23 protein-coding genes are annotated in these 16315 nt (G+C 72.4%); 22 read left to right on the plus strand and 1 reads right to left on the minus strand.

The features are described from left to right. Positions 1-165 precede the first annotated feature (165 nt). From OG735_RS41330 to OG735_RS41375, 10 genes are all read left to right on the plus strand, one after another. The gene (locus OG735_RS41330; RefSeq protein WP_327328718.1) at positions 166-465 is read left to right on the plus strand and encodes a WhiB family transcriptional regulator; all 300 of its coding nucleotides are present in this window, start codon (positions 166-168) and stop codon (positions 463-465) included. Positions 466-610: 145 nt separating this feature from the next. After that, complete coding sequence (locus OG735_RS41335) at positions 611-859, plus strand: DUF5999 family protein (RefSeq protein WP_442812652.1); 249 nt, start codon at positions 611-613, stop codon at positions 857-859. 155 nt (positions 860-1014) lie between these two features. Continuing rightward, a complete protein-coding gene (locus OG735_RS41340; RefSeq protein WP_327328719.1) occupies positions 1015-1374 on the plus strand; it encodes a hypothetical protein in 360 nt (119 codons plus the stop codon). 144 nt (positions 1375-1518) lie between these two features. Then, complete coding sequence (locus OG735_RS41345) at positions 1519-3612, plus strand: DUF2637 domain-containing protein (RefSeq protein WP_327328720.1); 2094 nt, start codon at positions 1519-1521, stop codon at positions 3610-3612. Positions 3613-3859: 247 nt separating this feature from the next. Next, positions 3860-4333 (plus strand): hypothetical protein, encoded by a 474-nt coding sequence (locus tag OG735_RS41350; RefSeq protein WP_327328721.1) that lies wholly within the window; start codon positions 3860-3862, stop codon positions 4331-4333. Further along, positions 4330-4638 carry a hypothetical protein gene (locus OG735_RS41355; protein ID WP_327328722.1) on the plus strand — a complete coding sequence of 103 codons (309 nt, stop codon included), beginning with the start codon at positions 4330-4332 and terminating at the stop codon, positions 4636-4638. The genes OG735_RS41350 and OG735_RS41355 overlap by 4 nt, the downstream gene beginning before the upstream one ends. Before the next feature lie 562 nt (positions 4639-5200). Further along, positions 5201-6937, plus strand: coding sequence for an ATP/GTP-binding protein (locus tag OG735_RS41360; protein WP_442812655.1), 1737 nt, complete (start codon positions 5201-5203; stop codon positions 6935-6937). Positions 6938-6958: 21 nt separating this feature from the next. Beyond that, the gene (locus OG735_RS41365; protein ID WP_327328724.1) at positions 6959-7378 is read left to right on the plus strand and encodes a conjugal transfer protein TraB; all 420 of its coding nucleotides are present in this window, start codon (positions 6959-6961) and stop codon (positions 7376-7378) included. 81 nt (positions 7379-7459) lie between these two features. Further along, on the plus strand, positions 7460-9595 hold the full coding sequence (locus OG735_RS41370; RefSeq protein WP_327328725.1) for a chromosome segregation protein ParM: 2136 nt from the start codon (positions 7460-7462) through the stop codon (positions 9593-9595). Between the two features lie 80 nt (positions 9596-9675). Next, positions 9676-9864, plus strand: a complete 189-nt coding sequence (locus tag OG735_RS41375) for a hypothetical protein (protein WP_327328726.1) — start codon at positions 9676-9678, stop codon at positions 9862-9864. On the opposite strand, the gene OG735_RS41380 is transcribed toward OG735_RS41375, so the two are convergent. After that, a complete protein-coding gene (locus OG735_RS41380) occupies positions 9865-10026 on the minus strand; it encodes a hypothetical protein (protein ID WP_327328727.1) in 162 nt (53 codons plus the stop codon). Between the two features lie 220 nt (positions 10027-10246). On the opposite strand from OG735_RS41380, the gene OG735_RS41385 reads away from it, so the two are divergent. The 12 genes from OG735_RS41385 (at position 10247) to OG735_RS41440 (ending at position 16313) form a co-directional block, all read left to right on the plus strand. Further along, entirely contained in the window at positions 10247-10741 is a 495-nt protein-coding gene (locus OG735_RS41385) for a hypothetical protein (RefSeq protein ID WP_327328728.1), read from the plus strand. A gap of 61 nt (positions 10742-10802) precedes the next feature. Next, the gene (locus tag OG735_RS41390; protein ID WP_327328729.1) at positions 10803-11570 is read left to right on the plus strand and encodes a hypothetical protein; all 768 of its coding nucleotides are present in this window, start codon (positions 10803-10805) and stop codon (positions 11568-11570) included. 50 nt (positions 11571-11620) lie between these two features. Continuing rightward, the gene (locus tag OG735_RS41395; RefSeq protein WP_327328730.1) at positions 11621-11875 is read left to right on the plus strand and encodes a hypothetical protein; all 255 of its coding nucleotides are present in this window, start codon (positions 11621-11623) and stop codon (positions 11873-11875) included. Between the two features lie 111 nt (positions 11876-11986). Next, positions 11987-12226: a hypothetical protein gene (locus OG735_RS41400; protein ID WP_327328731.1), complete on the plus strand. Its 240-nt coding sequence runs from the start codon at positions 11987-11989 to the stop codon at positions 12224-12226. 195 nt (positions 12227-12421) lie between these two features. Continuing rightward, positions 12422-12886: an RRQRL motif-containing zinc-binding protein gene (locus tag OG735_RS41405; RefSeq protein ID WP_327328732.1), complete on the plus strand. Its 465-nt coding sequence runs from the start codon at positions 12422-12424 to the stop codon at positions 12884-12886. Between the two features lie 118 nt (positions 12887-13004). Further along, on the plus strand, positions 13005-13514 hold the full coding sequence (locus tag OG735_RS41410) for a hypothetical protein (protein ID WP_327328733.1): 510 nt from the start codon (positions 13005-13007) through the stop codon (positions 13512-13514). Then, positions 13511-13861 carry a hypothetical protein gene (locus tag OG735_RS41415; RefSeq protein WP_327328734.1) on the plus strand — a complete coding sequence of 117 codons (351 nt, stop codon included), beginning with the start codon at positions 13511-13513 and terminating at the stop codon, positions 13859-13861. The genes OG735_RS41410 and OG735_RS41415 overlap by 4 nt, the downstream gene beginning before the upstream one ends. Then, positions 13858-14817, plus strand: coding sequence for an ATP-binding protein (locus tag OG735_RS41420; protein ID WP_327328735.1), 960 nt, complete (start codon positions 13858-13860; stop codon positions 14815-14817). The genes OG735_RS41415 and OG735_RS41420 overlap by 4 nt, the downstream gene beginning before the upstream one ends. After that, on the plus strand, positions 14814-15014 hold the full coding sequence (locus OG735_RS41425) for a hypothetical protein (RefSeq protein WP_327328736.1): 201 nt from the start codon (positions 14814-14816) through the stop codon (positions 15012-15014). The genes OG735_RS41420 and OG735_RS41425 overlap by 4 nt, the downstream gene beginning before the upstream one ends. Before the next feature lie 140 nt (positions 15015-15154). After that, complete coding sequence (locus OG735_RS41430) at positions 15155-15457, plus strand: hypothetical protein (RefSeq protein ID WP_327328737.1); 303 nt, start codon at positions 15155-15157, stop codon at positions 15455-15457. Positions 15458-15546: 89 nt separating this feature from the next. Further along, positions 15547-16038, plus strand: a complete 492-nt coding sequence (locus tag OG735_RS41435; protein ID WP_442812653.1) for a hypothetical protein — start codon at positions 15547-15549, stop codon at positions 16036-16038. After that, positions 16035-16313 (plus strand): hypothetical protein, encoded by a 279-nt coding sequence (locus OG735_RS41440; protein ID WP_327328738.1) that lies wholly within the window; start codon positions 16035-16037, stop codon positions 16311-16313. The genes OG735_RS41435 and OG735_RS41440 overlap by 4 nt, the downstream gene beginning before the upstream one ends. Positions 16314-16315 lie beyond the last annotated feature (2 nt).

Raw genomic sequence — 16315 nt, forward strand, 5'->3', positions numbered from 1 at the left:
CCCCCGGCATTGCCCGTCGTCTCCGCGCCCTCTCGGGCGGGGCCGGCGGAGAGCGTCGGGAGTTCGCCCCCGCTCCGGCCGTCCGGCCGCCGCCAACACGCAAACAGCCCCAGGGATCGCACCCCTGGGGCTGTCTCGTACAACCGGACCTTTTGGGAGGCCCTCATGCAGCACATCGTACGCAGCACCCACTCCCCCTCCGCGGACCTGCCGGTCAACACCAATTGGCGGGCGCAGTCCGCCTGCGCGGAGGAGGACCCGGACCTGTTCTTCCCGGTCGGCAACACCGGCCCGGCCCTGCTTCAGGTTGCCGAGGCCAAATCCGTCTGCCGCAGGTGCCCCGTGATGGACCTCTGCCTCGCGTGGGCCATGGAGCACGGCCAGGACCACGGCGTGTGGGGCGGCACGGACGAGGACGAACGCCGCCGGATGAAGCGCCGCGCCGCCCGCAGGCGCACCGCCTGACCCGCTGGACGGGAGTGGCGGGCAACTTCTTTCCCGCCCCGCAGCACCATCGCCGACCGGCTGCCCGCACGACGGGTGGCCGGCCCCTTCGCACGTCTTCGGCCCGGGAAAATCCCGGGATCGCTTCCTCCCCGCAGGAGAGCCCATGCGTAGCAGCACCCCGCTCGACACCGCGACGGCCACCGGCACCACCCGACTGCCGGACTCGCTGTGCACGCACACGTCGCGCTGCCCGTCGGCCGACAGCCCGGACCGGGAAGCCGCGCACACCGTGGCCGGCCACCCGGAGCAGGGCTGGAGCCTGCTGTGCAACGGGGTCCTTCTCTTCGAGGACACCGGCGAACTGCTCCCCGACGGCCAGATCATCGCCCCGCGCCGTCTCACGGCGGCCTGACACACCACTCCCGTCTGCCGGGAGCGGGACGGAAGTTGTTGCCCGCCCCGCAGCACCATCGCCGACCGGCTGCCCGCACGACGGGCGGCCGGTCTTTCGCACGACCCCGGCCCGGGAACAGCCCGGGCCGGTGCACTTCAACGGAAGGACACGACGTGGCAACCCAGCCGGGAACGCAGGCCGTTTCGCAGCAGACCAGCTACAAGAGGGGCGACTTCGTCCTGTACCGCAACGCCGAACTGTTCTGGGCGGGCAAGCCCGGTCACACGTTCGTCTGCCGGGTCGACCGGACTTGGGAGAGCGGGGTCTTCGACCTGGTCTGCCTGGACACCGGGCGCGTCGTCTGCGACGCCCACCCGGACTTCATGCGTCTGCTGCCGACGGCGGACGTGATGCACGACATCGACACCGCGCCGCTGAGCGAGCCGGACTCCGGGGCGATGACCCCGGCCGCCGTCGCCTGGCTGCGCCAGCACCTCGCGCAGGACAGCAGCACGCTGCCCGCCCCGCGCTGACCGCCTGCTCACGCAGACGGCCCTCCGAGTCCCCGGCATTTGAGCTGCCGGGGCCCCGGAGGGCCTGATCACGACCCTACCGACCGACGCCGACCCGCGGTGACCTCTTGCACGGAGGCGCCACAACGTAAGAGAGGACACCCCGTGGCCCCCAAGACCGCCACCCGCCGCAGGCGCCAGGCCGCCCCGGCCGCGAAGCCCCGCGCCAACGGGCGCGCCAAGGCTTCGACGCCGCCGGCCTCCATCCCCGCCCAGGCCACCGCCACCGAGGACACCACGCCGCTGGTGTTCGAGGAGGCCGACCCGGTCCTGGCCGACGCCGCCGACCGCGCAGCCGACCTCCGGGACGTGGCCGTCGACGACGTCGCCCGCATCCTCGCCGACGGCCAGGAGCGCGCCGCCGAAGTGCTGGACGGCGCGCGCACCGAGGCGACCTCGATCACCGAGGCCGCCACTGCCGAACAGTCCCGCCTCCTGGCCGCCGCTGCGACGGACGCCGACCGGGTCCGCACCGACGCCGCCACCACGGCGGCCGTTGACGCCGACCAGGTCCGCGCGGATGCCGAAGCGACGGCGGAGCAGCTGCTCGCCGACGCGCGCCTCGAGGCCGCCACCGTCACGGCGACGGCGACCGGCGAGGCCGACCAGGTCCTCGCCGCCGCCCGCCGCCAGGCGGAGGAGATCACCACCACGGCGGCCGCGAAGGGCGATGAGGTCCAGGCGGAGGCCGCGCAGGCTGCCGCGAAGGCCCTCGCCGACGCGGACGCCAAGCGCGCCGAGCTGCTCGCCCGCGCGGAGCGCACTGCGGCTGAGACCCGCACCCGCGCCACCACGGACGCCGAACAGGTCCTGGAGCGGGCGCGGGTTGAGGCCGACCGGATGCGTGAGAGCGCGGACGACCAGGCCGTGCAGGTGCGGGCCGGAGCCGAGAAGGTGGCCGCCGGCCTTCGCCAGGACGCCGACCGCGCCCTGGACGACGCCCGCACTTCCGCTGAGGAGCTGCGGACGGCGGTCGACAAGGACGTCGCCCGGCTCCGCGAGCAGGCCGAGACGGACGCGAAGACGGCCCGGGAGTCGAGGGAGAAGGCCACGGCCGACCAGGTGGCCGCCACCCAGGCCCGAGCCGAGGGCGAACGGATCCTGGAGGCGGCGACGCAGCGCACCGTGCAGCGGGCGAGGCGCCGGGAGATCCGGACCGAGTCGCGCGCCGCACGACGCAAGGCACGGCAGGATGCCCGGCCTGTCGGCGGGGTGCCGCCGCTGTCCGGGCAGGAGCTGGTCGGAGTGGTCGCGATCGTCCTCGCGGCCGCGACCGTCTCCACTCTCGGACTGCTCTCCTCCTACACCGCGCTGGAGACCAAGGCGGCCGCGTGGGGCTGGGACTGGCCGTGGCTCCTGCCGGTCGGCATCGACGTCGCCATCCCGGCCTTCACCGGCGCCAGCCTGGTCCTGATCCGCATGGGCATGGAGCTGCGCTGGATCCGCTGGGTGCCGAGGGCGCTGACCGCGGTGACCGTCTACCTGAACTGGAACGCCTCCGACAGCATGTCCGGCCGCCTCGGGCACGCCGCCCTCACCCTGCTGTGGGTCGTGTTTTCCGAGATCGCCTCCCACGTGTACGCCACGAGGATCGGCGCGGTCACCGGCAAGACGCGGATGGAGACGGTGCGCCGCAGCCGCTGGATCCTCGCCCCGATCCCCACCGCCCGGCTGCGACGCCGGATGATCCTGTGGGAGATCACCTCCTACGAGGAGGCGCTCACCCGCCTCCAGGAGCAGACGTACCTGCGAGCGCAGCTCAAGGAAACGTACGGCTGGCTGTGGCGCTGGAAGGCTCCACTGGACCAGCGGATGACGCTCAAGCTCGGCTCCGCGCCCGCCGCGCTCGCCGACACGCTCACCCCCGAGGACGCTCACACGGTCGAGCGAGCGGAGGAAACCGAGCACGCTCACCCCGACATGAGCGCGCTCACCTCCGGCGCTCACGAGGGTGAGCGCGCCACGGAGGAGACGGACGCTCAGCGAGCGGAGAGCGCTCGTACGCGCAGCGAGACGGAGGCGCTTACCGAGCGCCGCCACGCTCGTATCCGTCTGCTCTACACCGAGCTCGGGCGCCGCCCCGAGTGGACGGAGATTCGCGACGCGCTCACCGACGCGGGCCTGTCCGACACTCCGGTCTCCCGGCCGACCGCTCAGCGCCTGCGCGCTCAGGTCGAAGAGGCCACCCCGGGCGCGTAGGTGAGCGCCCGGTGAGCGCCGACGCGCTCACTCCCTGGCAGAACCCCTGCCGCTCATGGTCGCCACCGGCCCGCGCTCGCCCACCGAGCGCGGACCGGTGACGGCCACGGCCGGCAGGCCGCTCGCCCGCGCCCGCCCCGAGCGGGGCGCGGGCCAGGCACGACCGAGCACCACCCCAGCCCCGCGCAACAGCCTCGGGGACACGGACTCACCCATCCCCCACCCCGAGACCTGGAGGTCTTCTCGCATGAACAGCAACGACCCGAACCACTCGCCTCTGCGCGACGTCGCGCAGAGCCCGGAGGCAACCGCCCGGTACCTGGCCGACGTTCAGCGCTTCCTGCTGGACATCGGCAAGAACCTGGAGACCCTCGCGCACGAGACCCGCGTGCACCTGCGCGACACGCACGTGGAGGGCGACCGCTGGTACCACGCCAGGCTGCGCGCGATGCCCGTCGAAAAGTCCCTCGGGAACGTGCTCAAGAACCTGAACAACCTGACCGAGGGCCTGGAAAAGAGCGCCTATAAGCGCCGTGCCCACGACGAGGCCGTTGTGAATACGGCCAAGGACAGGAAGGAAAAGGAGATCGAAAGGAAGCGGAAGAAGAACCCGCCGACGCTCCAGGCCGCACCCAACCCGCCGCAGCAGGGTGCGCAGAACCAGAATTCCGGCTATGGTGGTCCCACGTCGATTTACGACCTCGGTCGGGAGTCGGCGTGACGCGCCCCCTCAGCAGCGTCGAACGCTCGATTCAAGGGCGGAACGGCTGGCTGCAGGACGAAGAGCGCAAGGCGATCGAAAGTCGCGGCGAGAACGGCCGGATGGAATTCTGGCTCCGCGTTACTCGGTCCGAAATCACCAAGGAAGCCAAAGCCGGTCGCGGCGATGTCATCACCGCATTCACGCTGGTCTGCCGCCTCTTCAAGCTCGTGCTGGAGAAGCGGCAGGCGGGCGACCCGCGGCTGTTCGACCACCTCATGCAGTACGCGGACACCGTCCTGAAGCAGCACGGCCCGCGTAACTGAGCGTCACCCACGAAGGCCCCGCCGGACTCCGGCGGGGCCTCGCGCGCGTAAAGCGTGCACACGTGCACGTGCACGCGCGTGCACACGAGACCCCACTGTCTGTCAAGTCCCCCTGAAGGGAGGTGCACCCGTGTCCGACGTGTCCGACGACACCGGCGGCGGCACCCTGGTCCACGGTCCCTGGAGCGGCGATTCCACATACACGCTGCCGCCGATCCCGGATTTCATCGACACCATTCCGCCGCCGGAAGACATTCCGGAGGCTCCCCCGGAGAGCCCGGAGGAGACGACGATGGAATTGCCGCCGATTCCGGCTGCTCCGGATCCGTCTACGGCGCTGCGTTCCGAAGGAATTACGGCGCCGGAAACCGGTGAAGATGACGGCGAATACGAGGGAGGCGAATACGAGCAGCCTCGTTCTCTCGCCGACCGGCTCGGTGACTGGCTGGAATTCCGGCTGGAAATGGCGCGGGCCAACCATGAAAGCGAAGCGCCTTTCCGTGAGGCTGAAATAGCGCGGAAGGCTGCGCTGCTGGAGGGTCGCACCGCGCAGGAAGTCGCGATGATGGAGCAGAACGGAAAGCTCCACGCCGCGATGATGAAAGCGAAAGGCGACAAGGCGGCGGCGCGCGGAAAGGCCGATGCCGACCGCACGAAGTCGTCCTCCTCCGGCCTGGGAGCGGACAAGGGCCGCTCGAAGGCCGGCGGCGGGGGCGGGTCCTCACGCGGCGGTGGTGGCAGCGGGCCGTCCCGCAACAACTCGAGCCCGGGACCGAACCGGTCCGGCGGCTCGCGCGGCTCCAACTCCGGCGGCCCCGGCGGCCGTTCCGGCTCCGGATCGTCCGGGGGCAGCGGAGGCGGCAAGGGCGGCACCAAGGGCTCTCAGACGGGCTCTGGAGGCCGTGCAGCCGGTTCCGGGCGCAGCGGTTCGCCCGGGGGCTCGAAGGGCTCTCAGGCGGGCTCTGGCAGCTCCGGGCGGGGCGGCAACTCGAAGGGTGACGGCGGAAGTCAGACGTCCGGCGCCCGTGCCGAGCGGGCCCGCGGCCGCCAGGAGCGCGCCGGGGTCCGGCAGGCCGGGCGGCAGGAGCGGCGCAGCGCCGGGCACGCCGCCGGTGTCGCCGACCGGTCCAAGGACCGCGACCAGGGCCGCGCCCAGCGGCAGCAGGCGTGGGAGGACCGCCGGGCCAAGCGCCAGGAGCGGGACGCGGCACGGAAGGCGAAGCGGGAAGCCGCGGCGTCGGCCGATGCCGGTCGCACCACGCTGGGCAAGGCCGTCGGCGAGGAAGCCCAGCGCCGCTTCGACAAGCGCCGTGCCGACGCGAAGGCGGCCGCGGACGCGAAGGACGCCAAGGCGGCCGGCACCGAGAAGGTGAACCTGACCAAGGACAAGGACTCCAAGGCCAAGGACGCCAAGGACAAGCACACCGGCGGCAAGGACGGGAAGACCGCCAAGGACGCCCCTGACGGGGCCTCCAGCACCGCGAAGGACAGCACGGCGGGCGACGAGCCGGGCAAGGACTCCAAGGCCGGTGACGGAGCGTCTGACGGTGCGAAGAAGCGGCGTCGGTTCCGGCGCTGGCGCACCGGCGGCACGGGCCGGGCCGGACGGCGCGGACGTACCCGCCGCACCGGCCGGACGGGGCGCGCCGGTCGGCGCGGCCGTCCGGCGGACAGCCCGTTCGGCGCGGAGGACTCCACCCCGACGGTGGAGTGGCCCGACCGTCCCACCTCCCCGCCGCGCACCGACAGCAAGGGCGAGGACGACATCGTCGACGCGGACATCGTCCCCGACGGAGGCCTGCCGCCCGAGCCGGAGCGGCACACCGCACGGCCCGGCACCAGCCGACCGACCAGCACGGAAGGGAGCAGCGTGAGCAGCGCGGAGGTCAGCAGGCCGTCCGGGCAGGGCAACTTGGGCGCCCAGCACCGCACGGACATCACGTTCGACGAGTACCTGATGGAGATGGCGAACATCGCCATCCAGGCCGCCTCCGACCAGGAGCGGGCCGAAGCCCTCGCGGAGGCCCTCGCCAAGGTCGCCGACGCCCTGCGGGACATGGCCACCGACCTGATCGGCGACCACAACGTCAGCACCGAGGTCACCGAGCTGATCTCGGACCTGGCCGACTCCGCGGCCCGCATGAAGCAGCAGGCCGAACGGTGCGCGACCGAGTGCGGGCTGGCCCTGGAGGCCGCCAAGCTCGCGGCCGCGATGGTCGCCCGCGTGTACGGCGAGGACATGGCTGCCAAGGAAGACGCGGGCCTGAAGTACGCGTCGGCCGCCGCCCACCACGACTAAGACGAGGGAGGAAACCCGCTGATGAGCAGCGATCTCGCACCCCGCCCCAGCGGCGCGGTGCCCGCGCCGACCGACGGCGACAACCGCTACAAGGCCGTCCAGGCCAAGCTCGACACCCTCGGGCGCGCCCTCGACGACGCCGGGCTCGGCCTGGAGGAACTGATGCGCAGCGTCCGCAGGAACGCCAAGCGTGCCGCGGACGCGGCCCGCGACGTCGACAACGCCGAACTCGAGCCGACGTTCGTGGAGCTGACCAGCAACGTCGGTGTCGCTCTCGGGGGCGCCGCTGTGCAGGTCAAGAAGCTGCACGACACCGCGCAGGAGACCGCCGACCTCACCTACGAGACCAAGCGCACCCACTCGAAGCTGTACGGGGCGCTGGACGACATCCGCTCGGGTCGGCGCGAGAGGACGCCCAAGCCGGGCTTCTTCAACCGCTGACCCCGCTCCCCCACGCACCCCGCCACGGGCGGCCCCGCACATCTCGCGGGGCCGCCCGTGCCCGTTCCCGAAGGAGAACCGGTGACCACGCCGCGCAGTGTCGCGCTCGAACGCCTCGCCTACACCCTCGCCGCTCCCGTGCTGGCCGTGGCCCCGAACCTCTACCCCGACAGCCCTGTCAACCAGGTCGTGCAGCTGGCCGGCGCCGCCGGGATCGGCGGCTGGTTCCTCGCCGCCAAGAGCGATGAGCTCGGCGCCGGACGCAAGATCCTGCGCTGGTCCCCGCTGGTCCTGGCCGCCGCCGTCGACGTCGCCGCCGGGCACACCACCGGCTGGGGCCCGTGGTGGCTGGACGGGCTGCTCGCCGCCGGATGGGCGGCGGCCGGCTACCTGGTGATGCCGTTCTCCCGGCACACCCGCCGTCGTCACCGTCCCGCCGTAGCGGCCCCGGCCCCGCAGCTGGCTCCCGCCGAAGCCCTCGAGGAGTCGGTGGCGCGACCGGACGACGGAGCCGACCTGCTCACCCGCGAGGCACGGATGCTGTGGGAAGGCGCCGGGATGCCCGGCCGCACGCACATCGTCAAGGCCACCCGGCACCCCGGCCAGCGGAACGACATGACGATCCTGCTGCGCGCCTCGGAGACCGGACGGCCGATCACCGGCCTGTCGGAGGCCGCGGTCGCCGCGCCGTTCGGCGTGCACTCCAGCGACGTCGTCCTGGCGGAGGTCGCCATCCAGCCCGGCCGCCAGGGCGGGCCCGGCTGGATGGAGGCCCGCATCACCCCCGACGCCAACCAGCGGCGCCGCACCAAGCCGACCGCGCAGGAGCGCTGGACGGACCGGGTCGGCGGGCCCAAGGGCGGCGCCCCCGGCTCCGAGCTGGTCCACAAGACCCGCGACGACGAACGCGGGGTGACCTTCTACCGGGCGAAGATGGCCGACTCCACCGACACCCCGCGCATCGACCTGGCCAAGGTCTGCCGCGCACTGGGTCTGCCCGAGGACGACTCCTGCGTGTTCGTCCTCATCGACGGCAACGAGTTCCTGATCAGCGCGTTCGACACCCCGCCGCTGTCCGCGATCTTCCCCGCCACCCGCGAGCTGCTCACCCCGGACGCCAAGGGCATGTACGTGTGCGGGTTCACCATCACCGGCCAGCCGGTGAAGACGATGGTGTACCAGCACGACAAGAACGCCCCGGCCCACGGCCTCACCCTGGGCGTGTCCCGCTCCGGCAAGACGCAGTATTTCGCGATCAACATGGCCGCCCAGTCCCTGGACGGCCAGGTGGTGTGGCTGTCCACCGTCCGCAAGGACGAGAAGACGACCACGCTCGGCCGGTACATCGACCGGCAGGGCTCGAACGCCCTGTGGATGGCCCGCCAGCTGCGCGCGGCGAAGGCGCTGTGCGAGATCAGGGCGGAGATGCCCTGGCCGCACGACGGCCAGCCGCACGACTACAAGCCGGGCGACCCGCGCTGCCCGTACCGGCAGTTGAACGTGTACGCGGATGAGTTCATGACCGCGGCGCAGGACGGGGACTTCGGCGAGTTCATCCAGAAGGACGGCGAGGACCTCACGGTCACCGGGCTGAAGTACGGCATCGGCTTCAACCCGGCGGGACAGAGCCCGTTCGCGCACAACGGCTTCTCCACGGAGATGAAGGACAACCTGCGGCAGAACAGCAGGCCGGTCATCTTCAACATGGGTTCGCCCGGCGCCACCCGCAAGGCGGCGGAGGGCACCATGGAGAACGCCTACGACGTGCCGACCATCCCGGCCCGCTACTCCCGCAGCGAAGGCTCCGCGATCGAGCGGGCCATGCGCGGCGAGGCCGACCCGGAGAACGGCGTCTCCACCGGCGGCGTCGCGGTCATCGTCCTCGACAACGGCCGCGCCGTGCTCATGCGGTCGCTGTACGCGGACTTCGACACCGACCTCTCCGAGCTGTTCCCCGACGAGGTCAACCGGCTCACCGACCACGAGATCAGCGAGCTGGAGAAGCGCGGCCTGTGGTTCGACTGGAACGAGCCCGTGCGGCCCGGCGAGTTCTGGCCCGAGCCCGACGAGGACGACGAGGGCGAGGGCCGGTCCCGCCGCCGCGGCGGGGGCGGGGGCGGCGGCGGGCGCGGCTCCAAGAGCGGCGGTCGCCGCTCCGAGCAGGTCGCCTCTCCCCGCCAGGCGCTGGAGGCCATCAAGAGCCTCACCGACGCCTGATCACACCCACCCATCCCCGGGGCCGGCCCGCTCGAGCGCGGCCGGCCCCACCCGACCCCTTGTGAAGGAGCACCACCGCCGTGGCCCTCTCCATCTCCGCCGCCGTGCTGCTGGGCATCATCGTCTTCGTCCTGCTCAAGGGCGGATACGTCCGCGTCGGCTCCGCGCTGACCTGCACGCTGTTCGGCTTCACCCTCGCCGCGACCGGCCTGGCACCGGCCATCAACAGCGGCCTCGCCTCGCTCGCCGGACTGATCTCCAGCTTCTGACTACGCCTCTGTCCAGGGCGGGTCGGGCGTGTAGTTGAGCCCGTCGCAGAAGCGGCAGTCCCACTCCGAGGGCACTTCCCACTTGTCGACCCAGAAGCCGACCTGTTTGCCCACGAAGTAGTTGTCCCCATCGCACCACCCGCAGTCGAAGACGAACTCCACCCCAGCCCCTTCCCTGCGCCTGTTGGTCCGAGGATGCCCGGGGCGCGTGTGCGGTGACTACCCACCCGCCAGCCTCAACTCCCCTGCTGCGCAACGCCGAAGGGCGCCGCCGGACACGACTCCGGCGACGCCCTTCGCCGTCGCGCGCCCCTCCCCCACGCGCCCTCCCGGCCACCACGGCCAGGAGGGCGCTCCCCTTCCGCGTGATCGGAGAAAGCCGATGGACCCCCAGCACAACACCCAGTCCGGCATGCCCGAGTCCGAGGCCGCAGCCGAAGCCCGCCGCCTGATCGACGACTGGGCAGCCAAGCCCGTACGCCACCACCCCACCTCGTTCCGCGACGACACCGAGCCGCCGGCCTTCGGCACCACCCCTCCCGTGAAGCAGGAGGACCACCGGATCGTCCCGGCCTGGGCGGCCGGGATCGCGGTGGCCTCCATCGGCGTGGGCGCCGGGATCACCGGCATCGGCTGCGGTGCCTGGCTCGTGCTCCAGGGCCTGGCCTCCGTCACGTTGAACGGCGTCCTCATGGTCACCCTGCCGTTCGCGGGCCTGGCCATGGCCGCCACCGCCATCGGCGGCGCGATCAGCAAGGCCCGCGCGGCCGTCACCAAGAACGTCTTCGAGGGTCCGGTCACCCACCACACCGAGATCCACAACAACAGCACCACGCGCGGGGCGTTCTTCGCCCGCACCCGCAACGAGATCCGCTGACCGACTCCGGCCAGCCCACCCGCCGCTTCCCACCGACCTCCGCCGAAGGAGCAGCTGCACCATGTCCAACAACGACAGGCAGATGAACGGCCAGCCCCGCCCGAACAGCATCCTCGACCAGCTCGAACTGCCCCCGACCCGCAAGGACAAGCAGCGCCTCGCGAAGCTGCGCGCCGCGTGGAAGGAGTCCTGGGAGGAGGGCGGCTTCCTCTACCAGCGATGGGAAGAGGTCTTCCAGGCCCGGCACGGCGGCTGGCACGAGGTCGCCACCTGGATCAAGGCGGCCGCACTGTTCGGCGGGCTCAGCCTCATCGTGATGATGCTGGACGCCGCCGGCGACACCGCCTCCGCCACGCTCAAGGGCCTGTCCGCCGTCCCGGCCTCGAACGGCGGTGACGGCAGCGGCCTGTGGGGCACGGTCGACCACCCCGTCCGGGTGTTCCTCGCCGGCCAGGCCGCGCACCTGTCCGTCGCCCCGGCCGCCCTGTACGCGTTCTGGCAGCTGACCGGCCTGCTCGGTCTGGTCGGCGGGTTCTTCGGTATCGCCGGCGCCCGCATCGCCTGGGTGCTGTTCGGCATCGGCAGCCTCGCCATGATCTGGTCCGCCGCCCCGGCCGGGGGCCGTGCCGCCGCTACCGGGCTCGCCGCCCTCATGTGGGCGCTGGCCAGCATCTTCGCCCTGCGCGGTCTGACCCTGCGGCCCATCGTTCACAACCACCCGCCGCAGTACCAGTTCAACCCCGCGCTCCACCTGCACGCCACGATCCCCGCCCCCACCCCGGCGGGCGACGACCTCGGTCGCGACAACGTCCACCCGCTCCAGCGCTGACCCCGCATTCGCACTGTCCGGCACCGCCACCGCGCACCGAAGTGAATCCGATGAAGCCGCAGCTGCAGGAGACCGAGTTCTGGGTCGGCACCTTCCACGGGAGCCACGACGGCCTCCCCGCCAAGGTCACCGCGACCCGCGACGACACCCGTGACGAGCCGTACGTCTGGACGTGCACGTGCGGCGCGTCCCGCTCCTTCCCCACCGAGCACGACGTGTTCCCCACCGCCTGGCGGCACACCCACCCCACCCGCTTCGACCGGCTGCGGTCGTGGGCCACCCGCCTCTTCCGCACCGCCCGCTGACCTGACGCTCTGCCTGGCCCTCGCCCGCCCCGCCCCCGGGGCCGACGAGGACCGGACAGGCCGCCCGGCCGCACGCACCACCCCACCCGCGAGCGAGAAGGAGACCCCGTTTTGGCGAAAGCCCCGACCGTCATAGGAGTGCTCACCGAGCCCCCGGCCCCGACCTGGTGGAAGGTCAACCGCCACAAGGTCTTCGGCATCGGAGGGCTGCTGATCGGCTACCTGATCGGCACCCACCTGCACGGCGCCCCGGCGCAGCAGCCGGAGACGCCCCGGCCGGGCCACACCAAGCCCGCGCCAGCGATGCGCGGAGAGCACCCCACGCGCACGGCCCACGGCCTCGCCGCATAACCCAGCCGCACCACCACTGCACCCCGCCGACACCAGCACGAAGTCGGCGGGGCGCAGCGCTGTCCACCGACGACTGGAGGAACCGCTCGTGCTCATCCCCCGCCCGCGCCGCCGGATCGGCCGGCCCCGCCCGCAGCGTCCCGGCCCCCGCTACCCGCACCGCCCCGACCGGCTGCCCGGCGCCTGGAGCAGGTGATGCCCCGCCCGAGGAAGAAGCGCCGCCGCCGCGAGGTGACCCGGGCGCCCCGCAGCGACGCAGGACTGCCCGAGTACGACCGCAGCACGGTGCCCGAAGGGCTCGTCACCAGGCGGCAGTTACGGGACATGGGCCTGAGCCCCGGCGACAACGAGGGACCGGTCGCGATCCTGCGCTGCAAGCTGTGCGCGACCCGCCCGCAGTGGTCGTGCACTCACCCCACCCGCGGCTTCCTGCTCCGCGTCGACCTGGCGAAGCCCAAGAGGACGCCGACGCTCGCTCAGGAGTGGGCCCTCGATCAGGCGATGGCAGCGAGGCAGACCTGTGGCGAATGCGGGAGGCGTTTCTACATCTGCCTCTCGAAGAAGCTCGGCTGCTGCCTGGAGTGCTTCGACGGCACGCCCGCGGACCCCAGCAGCCTCATGACCCTCCCGGCCCCGGTCACGCACCGGCTGGCCGCGTGAGCCGAACCCCGTCCCGGCCGCACAGGCCGGGACGGGGCCCGCACAACCCGGGCGGCCGCAGCACCGGCAAAGGCCGGCCGCCCGCTCCCTCACCCATCGAGATCAGGAGAAACCCAGCATGACGCATCGTCCCGCCGTCTTCGCCGCCCTGCTCGGACTGACCCGCGCCGCCAGCGCCATCGGAGATTTTTGGATCCAGGACGATTTCTGCGCCCGCGTGAAGGGCGCCTCCGACGACCACCCGGTCACCTACCAGGACCCGGTCACCGAGGAGAAGACCACCCACGGCACGGCCGACGGCCGCAAGGCGTGCCTTCACCACTGCCTGACCTACACGGCCACGCAGGCGATCGTCGCCAGCGCCGGCGCCCGCGCGCTCGGCATCCGGGTCCACCCGGCCGCCGCCGCGGCCGCGCTCGCCATCTCCTTCGGCACCCACTACGCCGCGGACCGCCGCGTCCCCGGCAAGGGCCTGCTGGAGAAGATCGCCACCAAGACCGGCAAGGGCGGCTTCTACAAGCTCGCCGACTTCGGCATCAACGGGGCCTTCCACCTGGACGGTGCCTGGCACCACGGCTGGGAAACCGTCGCCGCCCTGGTCGCCACCACCAAGGCCACCAGCCGGTGACCGGCCGCACCCGCAGCCGCCTGGACCGGGTGCGCGCCTCTGCCGGCATCGCCCAGCTCGCCCTCCAGCAGATCGAGGACGACCTGAATGCCGACGACGTCGACGCCTCCGAGCTCGCCGCGATCCTGCGCGAGCTCCAGGAGGACGTCGACGTCCCCGGCGGCCTCTTCCCCGCCCTCGCGCAGCTGGTCACCGCCGCCGCCCGCCGGGCAGAGCAGATCGAGCCCGACCGCGACGGCGACGCCTCCTGCCCCCTGCACGAGGCCGCCGCCCTGATCACCGACAACGCCGGGCAGCGCCTGAACTGGGCTGCCCGCTCCCTCGACCCGCAAGGAGACGACGCATGACCTCGGTGCTCTACCCGGACCTGCCCGAGAACGGGCTGATCGTGCTGATCGGCGCCTCCGGCGCGGGCAAGTCCACGCTGGCCCGCACCTGGCCGGCCTCCCAGATCCTCTCCCTCGACGGCCTGCGCGGCGTCGTCAGTGACGACCCCGGCGACCAGGGCGCGACCGGCGACGCCGCCGACGTCCTCAAGCTGATCCTGGAGCGCAGGATGGCCCGCAAGCTCAACACGGTCATCGACGCGACCAACGTCGAACAGCCCATCAGGGTGGAGCTGGTGATGGCAGCCAAGCGGCACGGCATGCCGACCATCGCGGCCGTCGTCGCCACGCCGCTGGACGTGTGCCTGGAGCGGCAGGAGCCGCGGCCGGACAACCGGCGCGTGCCCGAGGACGTCGTCCGCTCCCAGCACCAGGCCATGGTCCACTCGCACCAGCGGCTCGCGGCCGAAGGCTTCAACACGGTCGTCTTCGCCGACGCCCTGTACCGCCTGGAGCCGTTCCTCCAGGAGCTCTCGCAGGACCGGGAGGCAGACCTCGGGCGCGACGGCAGCGACGGCCTGGGCGACCTGTGGCTGGCCCGCCGCTTCTTCGGCCCGGAGATCCTGCCGCTGTGGCGGTGGCGGCCGGGCTCGGACCTGGTGACCGGCCGGGACCGCGTCGCGGAGATCCGCCTCGGGCAGCAGTACCTCACCCTGGCACTGCGCGAAGACGTCGACGGCGAGGGCGACTTCGGCTTCGACGTCCTGCTGCCCTGCCCCTTCGACCCGGAGTGCGCCGGGCAGGCGTGGGCGCCGGGCTACTCGGTCACCGACCTGCACAAGGCGCTGACCGGAGCCATGGACAACGACCCGGACATCATCTGCACCGTCCACGGCGACGGCGTCGACGACGACCAGGACGACGACCCCGAGGGCCGCACGGACCTGGAAGCGCAGTACGCGGAAGCGGTCGCGTGAGCCGCACAGCCGACGGCCCGCACCCGCACCCGCTCACCCCGGCCGAACTCCCGGCCGGGGATGAGTGGTGGCACGGCTGCCGCGACTGCCACCTGCCGATCCAGGGCGAGGCCGCCGGCCTCGCCACGCACCGCCGCACCGTCCACACCCACGCCGGTGACCCCCGGCGGCCCATCACGATCCACCTGGACCTCTGACCGGCGGGCCCGGTTTCCCAAGTTTGGGAAACCGGCCCCGGCGTGACGGGCACTCCGTGCCGCCCCGGCCCCGCTTCGACGTGGGGCCGGGGCGGTCGCGGTGGTCCCTCACCACCGAGCAGCGAGAGGAGCTGGACGTCATGCACCTGCGGATCTACGAGGTCGACGTCCCGATACACGACACCCACCACCCAGACCGGAACGGTGTGCACGTCTTCACCGGCGTCGCCGACTCCCCCGCCGCGGCCCTGCGCCGCGCGCACGAGGTGTACGACGCCGCGCTCGCCGCGCACACGGCCGGACTTGAGATCCCCGGCAAACAGCCGGACAGCTGGGGAGCGCGCGGGCTTCGGCCCGGCTGGCAGATGGAGTGGCCCGCCGCGCGGGCCGGCCTCTGGAACAACCCCGTCAGCTGGACCACCCGCAGCGACTTCGCGCTGTAGCTCCGCCCCGGGACAGCCGCTCTGCTTGGCGGCTTGACGGCTGCCCCGGGCCCATCCATCCCGTACGAGACGAGACGGAGAACCCAAGTATGTCCTCCCCCCTGCGCGTTCAGGCCCGGATCGGGCAGCGCACCCTCTTACTGACCACCGCCGGACTCGAGGGCGGCGACTGGATCCGCGGCATCACCATCCGCCAGCCCTGGGCGACCTGCATCCTCGCCGGGAAGACCCCGGAGAACAGGCCCGCCAACTGGCCCTGGCGCGGCTGGGTCCTCCTCCACGCCGGGAAGAAGCTGGACCGCCCGGCCCTGCGCGACCCGCTGGTGGCCACCGCGATCCGAGGCCGCGAGCTCCACCATGGCGCGGTCATCGGTATCGCCCGGCTCACCGACTGCCACCTGGACCAGGGGCTCGAGCGCTGTACCAGCCCGTGGGCGCAGCGCGACGTTCACCACCTGGTCCTCGCCGACGTCCACGAACTGCCGCTGCCCGTGCCCGCCACGGGTCGGCTCCCGGCCTGGAAGCCGACGCAGGACCTCGTGGATCAAGTCCTCCAGCAGCTGCCGCACCTGCGGCCGTGACCCGCAGGAACAGCAAGAAGCCGCCGTGGGAGCCGGGCCTGATCCCGGCCCCCGGCGTCCTCCTGGACTGGCGCGACAGCCAGCACTTCGACCGCTGGCAGGACCGCCCCTGCGCACTGTGCGAGCAGCTCACGCCGATGCGCTCCCACTCCGGGGAGCCCGTTCACAAGGCGTGCGCTGAGGACTGGATCGCCGCGAATCCCACCGAGGCCAGCTTCGGCCGGTTCGCCTCCGACGTCCAGCCCAAGCGCCGGCGCGACGACAACCACGCCTGAAC

This window comes from Streptomyces sp. NBC_01210 (genome assembly GCF_036010325.1).
In the GTDB taxonomy this organism is placed as follows: domain Bacteria; phylum Actinomycetota; class Actinomycetes; order Streptomycetales; family Streptomycetaceae; genus Streptomyces.

What these genes read in the sequence shown, in the direction of transcription:
- OG735_RS41365 (WP_327328724.1), top strand. Translation starts at nt 6,959, where the DNA reads ATGAGCAGCGATCTCGCACCCCGCCCCAGCGGCGCGGTGCCCGCGCCG.
- OG735_RS41410 (WP_327328733.1), top strand. Translation starts at nt 13,005, where the DNA reads ATGACGCATCGTCCCGCCGTCTTCGCCGCCCTGCTCGGACTGACCCGC.
- OG735_RS41395 (WP_327328730.1), top strand. Translation starts at nt 11,621, where the DNA reads ATGAAGCCGCAGCTGCAGGAGACCGAGTTCTGGGTCGGCACCTTCCAC.
- OG735_RS41350 (WP_327328721.1), top strand. Translation starts at nt 3,860, where the DNA reads ATGAACAGCAACGACCCGAACCACTCGCCTCTGCGCGACGTCGCGCAG.
- OG735_RS41405 (WP_327328732.1), top strand. Translation starts at nt 12,422, where the DNA reads ATGCCCCGCCCGAGGAAGAAGCGCCGCCGCCGCGAGGTGACCCGGGCG.
- OG735_RS41390 (WP_327328729.1), top strand. Translation starts at nt 10,803, where the DNA reads ATGTCCAACAACGACAGGCAGATGAACGGCCAGCCCCGCCCGAACAGC.
- OG735_RS41435 (WP_442812653.1), top strand. Translation starts at nt 15,547, where the DNA reads ATGTCCTCCCCCCTGCGCGTTCAGGCCCGGATCGGGCAGCGCACCCTC.
- OG735_RS41430 (WP_327328737.1), top strand. Translation starts at nt 15,155, where the DNA reads ATGCACCTGCGGATCTACGAGGTCGACGTCCCGATACACGACACCCAC.
- OG735_RS41335 (WP_442812652.1), top strand. Translation starts at nt 611, where the DNA reads ATGCGTAGCAGCACCCCGCTCGACACCGCGACGGCCACCGGCACCACC.
- OG735_RS41360 (WP_442812655.1), top strand. Translation starts at nt 5,201, where the DNA reads ATGATGGAGCAGAACGGAAAGCTCCACGCCGCGATGATGAAAGCGAAA.
- OG735_RS41420 (WP_327328735.1), top strand. Translation starts at nt 13,858, where the DNA reads ATGACCTCGGTGCTCTACCCGGACCTGCCCGAGAACGGGCTGATCGTG.
- OG735_RS41330 (WP_327328718.1), top strand. Translation starts at nt 166, where the DNA reads ATGCAGCACATCGTACGCAGCACCCACTCCCCCTCCGCGGACCTGCCG.
- OG735_RS41385 (WP_327328728.1), top strand. Translation starts at nt 10,247, where the DNA reads ATGGACCCCCAGCACAACACCCAGTCCGGCATGCCCGAGTCCGAGGCC.